At 69.5% G+C, this 6,922-nt stretch carries 7 protein-coding genes; 6 read left to right on the top strand and 1 reads right to left on the bottom strand.

Going from position 1 to position 6,922, the window contains the following annotated elements; all coding sequences use genetic code 11:
• Positions 1–152 precede the first annotated feature (152 nt).
• From fsa to G4D87_RS30705, 4 genes are all read left to right on the top strand, one after another.
• Positions 153–824, top strand: a complete 672-nt coding sequence (gene fsa / locus G4D87_RS30690; protein WP_163786253.1) for a fructose-6-phosphate aldolase — start codon at positions 153–155, stop codon at positions 822–824.
• Positions 825–1,012: 188 nt separating this feature from the next.
• Complete coding sequence (locus G4D87_RS30695; RefSeq protein WP_163786254.1) at positions 1,013–2,149, top strand: acyl-CoA dehydrogenase family protein; 1,137 nt, start codon at positions 1,013–1,015, stop codon at positions 2,147–2,149.
• 116 nt (positions 2,150–2,265) lie between these two features.
• A complete protein-coding gene (locus tag G4D87_RS30700; RefSeq protein ID WP_163786255.1) occupies positions 2,266–3,063 on the top strand; it encodes an electron transfer flavoprotein subunit beta/FixA family protein in 798 nt (265 codons plus the stop codon).
• A 36-nt stretch (positions 3,064–3,099) separates the two neighbouring features.
• Positions 3,100–4,065: an electron transfer flavoprotein subunit alpha/FixB family protein gene (locus G4D87_RS30705; RefSeq protein WP_163786256.1), complete on the top strand. Its 966-nt coding sequence runs from the start codon at positions 3,100–3,102 to the stop codon at positions 4,063–4,065.
• Positions 4,066–4,143: 78 nt separating this feature from the next.
• On the opposite strand, the gene G4D87_RS30710 is transcribed toward G4D87_RS30705, so the two are convergent.
• Entirely contained in the window at positions 4,144–4,689 is a 546-nt protein-coding gene (locus G4D87_RS30710) for a cytochrome c oxidase assembly factor Coa1 family protein (RefSeq protein WP_240358737.1), read from the bottom strand.
• Between the two features lie 165 nt (positions 4,690–4,854).
• On the opposite strand from G4D87_RS30710, the gene G4D87_RS30715 reads away from it, so the two are divergent.
• A complete protein-coding gene (locus G4D87_RS30715) occupies positions 4,855–5,820 on the top strand; it encodes a GNAT family N-acetyltransferase (RefSeq protein WP_163786257.1) in 966 nt (321 codons plus the stop codon).
• A gap of 116 nt (positions 5,821–5,936) precedes the next feature.
• Positions 5,937–6,872, top strand: a complete 936-nt coding sequence (locus G4D87_RS30720; RefSeq protein WP_205507778.1) for a DMT family transporter — start codon at positions 5,937–5,939, stop codon at positions 6,870–6,872.
• Positions 6,873–6,922: the final 50 nt, after the last annotated feature.

Raw genomic sequence — 6,922 nt, forward strand, 5'->3', positions numbered from 1 at the left:
GAGCGGGAAGGGCGGGCCATGTTCAGTGTCCGGCCTTCTACCTCCGCCCCCCGGCGGTGGCCACCCTTGACGCATGGGGGGGCATCGGTTACGCGCCTGCTCGCCCGGCCTCCTTTGGCCGGGGCACATTCCACCTTCAAGAGAGGGACGAGATGAAGTTCTTCATCGACAGCGCCGACGTGGAGGAGATTCGCAAGGCCCACGCCATGGGCTGCGTGGACGGGGTGACGACCAACCCGTCCCTGCTCGCCAAGGTGGGCCGGGGCCTGGAGGAGACCATCCGCGAAATCTGCTCCATCGTGGACGGTCCCATCAGCGCCGAATGTGTGTCCATGGAAGCGGACGAGCTCATCAAGGAAGGCCGCTCCCTGGCGAAAATCCACGACAACGTCGTGGTGAAGATTCCCATGGGCGTGGAGGGCATGAAGGCCACCAAGGCGCTGACCGCCGAGGGCATCCGCACCAACGTCACGCTGTGCTTCTCCGCCAACCAGGCCCTGCTGTGTGCCAAGGCCGGCGCCACCTACGTGTCGCCCTTCGTGGGCCGGCTGGATGACATCTCCCAGGACGGCATGGAGCTCATCTCCCACATCCTGGAGATCTTCCGGAACTACGAGTACTTCAACACGCAGGTGCTGGTGGCCAGCGTGCGCAACCCCGTGCACGTGCTCCAGGCCGCGCGCCTGGGCGCGGACGTGGCCACGCTGCCCTACAACGTCATCACCCAGCTGGCGAACCACCCGCTCACCGACGCCGGCATCAAGAAGTTCCTGGCCGACTGGGAGAAGGTCCCCAAGGCCGCCAAGCCGCCCGCGGCCCAATAGCCTCTCGGGAAATACGGACTTTAAGCAGCTTCCTGGGCTCCAATCCCCGTGCGGGGTTGGGGCCTGTTTTTTTGAGAAAATGGACCCGGTCCTCCTCTGCTTCCCGGTGGGTTGGACTGGCGATTTCGCGCCGCGGCATGTATTCGTTGACTCCCGAGTCAACGAGCCGAACCCGCCACGAGGTCCCCATGGAATTCCAGCTCACCGAGGCCCAGCGCGCGCTGCAGGACGCGGCCCGCAAGTACGCCCGCGAAGTCGTGCGTCCGAAGGCCGCCCACTACGACGAGACGGCCACCTTCCCACTCGATTTGCTGACGACCGCGTGGGAGCTGGGGCTGCTCAACATGGCGATCCCCACCGAGTACGGTGGCGTGGGCCTGTCGCACCTGGAGCAGACCTTGGTCGCCGAGGAGCTGAGCTGGGGCTGTGCGGGCGTGGCGACGTCCATCATCGCCAACGACCTGGCCAACCTGCCCATCATCCTCCACGCGACGGACGAGCAGAAGAAGCGGCTGCTCACGCCCTTCACGGAGAAGCTGAAGTTCTCCTCGTTCTGCCTCACGGAGCCCGAGGCCGGCAGTGACGTGGCCAACATGCAGACCACGGCGCGGCTGGACGGAGACCACTACGTCCTCAACGGCGCCAAGTGCTTCATCACCAACGGCGGCCAGGCGAGCCAGTACACGGTGTTCGCCTCGGTGGACAAGGGCAAGAAGCACAAGGGCATCACCTGCTTCGTGGTGGAGGGCCGCCCCGAGGGGCTGTCTGTCAGCAAGCACGAGAACAAGATGGGCCAGCGCGCCAGCGAGACGGTGTCGCTGACCTTCGAGGACGTGCGCGTCCCGGTGGCCAACCGCATTGGTGAAGAGGGGCAGGGCTTCGCCATCGCCATGGCCACGCTGGACAACAGCCGCCCCCTGACGGCCATGTTCTCCGTGGGCATCGCCCGCGCCGCGCTGGAGCACTCCATGGAGTACTCCACCCAGCGCCGCACGTTCGGCAAGCCCATCATCGAGCACCAGGCCATCCAGTTCATGATTGCCGACATGGCCATGAACACCCACGCGGCGCGCATGCTCACCTACGAGAGCGCGTGGCTGCTGGACGAGGGCAAGCGCAACTCCCTCCAGTCCAGCTACGCCAAGTGCTTCGCCGCGGACATGGCGATGAAGGTCGCCACCGACGCCGTGCAGGTGTACGGCGGCTACGGCTACATCAAGGAGTACCCCGTGGAGAAGCTGATGCGCGACGCCAAGCTCATCCAGGTCTACGAGGGCACCAGCCAGGTCCAGCGGCTCGTCATCGCGCGGGAACTGTTCAAGTAGCGCCGCGGCACCGCGTCCGGCGGCCGTTTCCCATTGCCGCCGCGACGCGCCAATGCCTATTAACCCAGGCTGTTCTCCCAGATTTCAAACTCCTCCCCGTAAGGAGAAGCACCGCCGTGAAGATCCTCGTCACCGCCAAGCGCGTGGAAGACCCCGAGTCGAAGATCAAGGTCAAGCCGGATGGCTCGGGCATCGTTCAGGAGGGGCTGAAGTACAAGATCAACCCCTTCGATGAAATCGGCGTCGAAGAAGGACTCCGGCTCGTCGCGAAGCACCAGGGCGAAGTCGTGGTGGTGTCCGTCGGTGGCAAGGAGGTGCAGGAGCAGCTCCGGCACGCCCTGGCCATGGGCGCGCACCGCGCCGTGTGGGTGAACCACACCGGCCCGGTGGACCAGCTCGGCATCGCGGCCCTGCTCCAGAAGGTCGTGGAGAAGGAGCAGCCGGACCTCGTCATCCTCGGCAAGCAGTCCATCGACGATGACCAGAACCAGGTGGGCCAGTACCTCGCCGAGTTCCTCGGCTGGGGCCAGGCCACGTTCGCCTCCAAGGTGGAGTCCATGGAGAGCGAGCAGGAGAAGAACAAGGTCCCCGCCATCGTCCTCTCCGCCGACAAGAAGAGCGTGCAGGTGATTCGCGAGGTCGACAACGGGCTGGCCACGGTGGAGTGCCAGCTGCCCGCCGTCGTCACCACGGACCTGCGCCTCAACCAGCCGCGCTACGCCAGCCTCCCGGGCATCATGAAGGCGAAGAGCAAGCCCATCGAGGAGCTGACGCCGGCCAAGCTGAGCGTGGACGTCACCCCCGCCATCCAGGTGCTGAAGATGTCCGCTCCCCCGGCGCGCAAGGCCGGCATCAAGGTCGCGGACGTCCCTGCCCTGGTCGAGAAGCTGCACAACGAGGCGAAGGTCGTCTGAGCGGCCCTTCCGCACACTCTCTACGGAGTCATCCAAATGCCAATCGTTCTCATTGTCGCCGAGCAGCAGCCGGACGGGAACCTCCGCAAGGCCACCCTCAACGCCATCTCCGCCGGCAAGCAGCTCGCGGAGAAGGCGGGTGGTGAGCTTCACATCGCCCTGGTGGGCAAGGACCCCGCGAAGGTCGCCGACGAGCTCAAGGGTTACGGCGCGAAGGCCGTGCACCTGGGCGCCGCCGCCGAGCTGGAGCACTACCTGGCGGAGACCTACGCGCCCGCCATCGCCGCCCTGGCCCAGGAGCTGAAGGCGGACTACATCGGCATGGCGTCCACCGCGCAGGGCAAGGACCTGCTGCCCCGCGTGGCCGGCCGCCTGCGCGCCGCCATGGCCACCGACGTCATGGCCATCAACGGCAGCGGCGCGGACCTCTCCTTCACCCGCCCCATGTGGGCCGGCAACGTCTTCGCCGACGTGAAGCTCACCACGCCGGTGAAGGTGCTCACCCTGCGCGCCACCGAGTTCCCCGCCGCCGCTGGCGGTCAGGGCGCCGCCGAGGTGAAGACCTTCAGCCCGAAGGTCGAGGCCTCCAAGACGAAGTTCGTCGACTTCAAGGAAGTGAAGAGCGCGCGGCCCGAGCTGACCGAGGCGCGCGTCGTCGTCTCCGGTGGCCGCGGCACCAAGGGCGACTTCAAGGAGATTGAAGGCCTGGCGGACGACCTGGGCGCCGCGGTGGGCGCGTCCCGCGCGGTGTGCGACGCGGGTTGGGTTCCCAATGACTTGCAGGTCGGCCAGACGGGCAAGGTGGTGGCTCCGTCGCTCTACATCGCGGCGGGCATCAGCGGCGCCATCCAGCACCTGGCGGGCATGAAGAGCTCGAAGACCATCGTCGCCATCAACAAGGACCCCGAGGCCCCCATCTTCCAGGTGGCGGACTACGGCATGGTGGCGGACCTCTTCAAGGTGCTGCCCGAGCTGCGCGCGGAGCTGGCGAAGCTGAAGTAGCGCCGAAGGGCACGGACGTGTCCTGACGCAAGGGGCGACGTGGGGACCTCCCCGCGCCGCCCCTTCGCTTTTCGCGACTCACAGCTCGATGTCGCGGCCCGCGTCGCGCGGCGCTGCTTCCTCTTCGGGCTCCGGGGCCTCGTCCGCGTAGGGCGGCTCGGCGGGCAGCGGCAGCTCGGGGCGCTTGAGCGGTTCGGCGCGGAGCAGGTCGATGAGCGTGCCGTCGCCCAGGGCGACGATGAGGTGGTTGAACTGCCAGGGGCCGTCTCCGCGCTTCTCGCCCTGCGCGTGCAGCGTGCCCTTGCCGTCGGGCCCCTCGATGGGGAGGGAGAACTGCGCGCGAGAGACCCCGTTGCGGCTCTGCACGGAGCTGCGCCGGGGCAGGCCACTCTCGATGGGCGTCCCCAGCGCGCGCAGCACCCACGCGTCGCCGCTGGCGATGGCCACCGCTTCCTGGTGCGCGTCGGACTGGCCCAGGGAGGAGAAGCCCAGGTACGTGGCCAGCACGCCCAGGCCGACGCACGAGGCGAGCATCCCCAGGCACCCCAGCGGAAGGACCCAGCGCCAGTGGCGGCTCCACCCGCCGGGCCGGGGCGCCATTGAACCTTCCAGTGCCGTGTCCATGGCCGCCTCCTCCCGCTTCTCGCGCGGCCTCCTCTTATTCGCTCCCGAGGCTCCCGGGGAACACGTGGAGGCCGTCCGGCACCGCCAGCGGTTGGTGTGTGTACCGGGCAACAGGTAGATTTCGCGTGTGTTCCCAAGGGCCGGGGAGCACATGAGGCTGGGTGCATGCCTTCGCGCGGGTCCTCCTCCGCAGAGGTGTTGTTGGACGTGCTGGAGGCGTTGCCTCCGGGGCACCGGCTGTGGGTGCGTGGCGCGGGGCGAAGCCTCTTCCCGCTGCTGCGGGCCGGGGACTCGGTGCGGGTGATGCGCTGCGGCCCGGGCTCGCTGGAGGCCGGGGACGTCGCGCTGATGCGGCAGGGGCGCGAGCTGGTGGCGCACATGGTGGTGTCCACACGGCCGTGGCGGACGGCCTCGCTGCTGGGGGCCCCGGACGCCCCGGGCGGCGTGACGCTGGGCCGGGTGGTGGCCCTCCGCAGGGGCCGGTGGGTGCTGCCACTGCCCAGGCCGCTGCGGCTGGCGCAGCAGGCCGCGTCCACGGCGTGGGCCTGGCCCCAGACCCGGCTAGTGTCTCGGCGCGTGTGGGACTCCCTCTTCGCCGGATGGTCGCTGCCGCTTCGTCGCCGCCTGGTGGGGCCGTTGGAGGTGCGGCTCCTGACGGTCGGCGACCTGGACCCGCTCCTGGCCTACGCCAGTGAGCGGCTGGTGGTCTCTCCGGGCTTCCTGCGCCGCCAGCTCCGCGAGCGCTGGGGCCTGCCGGACGCGGGGCGCCGGGGGGCCGCGGCGGGCGCCTTCGACGCGCAGGGACGGATGCACGGCTTCGCCTGGGTGGACTCCTACCGGCAGGAGGGCCTGCAGTTGGAGGGCGTCTGGGTGCGCTCGCTGGTGGTGGCGCCCCGCGTGCGGCGCATGGGCGTGGCCACGGGGCTGCTGGAGTGCCTGCTGGACGAGGCCCGGCGTCAGGGGCAGCCGCGCGTCCTCGCGGACGTGGACGACGACAACACGGTGTCGCTGCGCACCTTCGAGCGGCTGGGGTTCCGGCGAGCGGACGCCACGCTGACCCGGCAGGCCAACGAGGCCTGGGATGCCACGGGCCGCTCCAAGCGGCTGGTCGTCGTCGAGCGCACCCTGTAGGCGCGCTCAGGGAGAGTTGCGTGGCCGCCCAGGCTGCGTCAAAAAGCCCGCGGCCGTGGCCGCCCTGGCGTCCCCTGGCGAGCCCGGCGTCATCCTCTCCGGTGGACCCTCGCGACATGAGCACCTCGACGTCCGACATGCTGGGGGGCGGCGCCACGGCGCATCCGTCGCGCTCCCAGCGGCTCCGCGCGGATGGGGCGCTGGCGCTCATCACCTCGTTCTGGGGCATCACCTTCGTGGTGGTGAAGGACGCGCTCGGGCACGGCGACCCCTTCAGCTTCCTCGCGCTGCGCTTCCTCGTGGGCGCGGTGGTGCTGAGCGCCCTGGCGGGACGGCAGGTGCTGACGGCGCGCAACCTGCGCAGCGGGACGATGCTGGGCACCTTCCTCTTCCTGGGCTTCTCCCTGCAGACGGTGGGGCTCACCACGACCACGCCGTCGCGCTCGGCGTTCATCACCGGGCTGTGCGTGCTGCTGGTGCCGCTGCTGTCGCTGGTGCTCTACCGGAAGGCGCCGAAGTTCACCTCGCTCCTGGGCGTGGGCCTGGCGGCGGTGGGGCTCTACTTCTTCACGCAGCCCGACGTGGGCGTGGGCCTGTCGTCCGGAGACGTGCTGTCGCTGGGCTGCGCGGTGGCCTACGCGTGCCACATCCTCATGACGGAGCGGCACGCGCCGAAGCAGGGTGTCATGGGGCTGGTGGCGGTGCAGCTGTGGACCGTGGCGCTGCTGTCCGCGCTGTGCCTGCCCTTCGTGGAGCGGCGCGTGGCGTGGCATCCGTCCTTCGTGGGGGCGGTGCTCGTCTGCGGCGTGTTCGCCAGCGCGCTGGCCATCAGCGTCCAGACGTGGGGGCAGGCGCGCACCACGGCGGTGCGCGCGGCGCTCATCTACTCACTGGAGTCGGTGTTCGCCGCGCTGTACTCGGTGCTGCTGGGCTACGAGACGCTCGGGCCTCGCGAGTGGCTGGGCGGCGCGCTCATCCTGTCGGGCGTGTTGATGTCGGAGGTGGGCGCGGCGGCCTGGGTGTGGTGGCGCGCGCGGGCACCGGCGCTCTAGCGGCCCCGTCGCGGAGCGTGCGTGCGGCCATGCCGGGCCTGTCCACCCGC

Source organism: Myxococcus vastator (genome assembly GCF_010894475.1).
In the GTDB taxonomy this organism is placed as follows: domain Bacteria; phylum Myxococcota; class Myxococcia; order Myxococcales; family Myxococcaceae; genus Myxococcus; species Myxococcus vastator.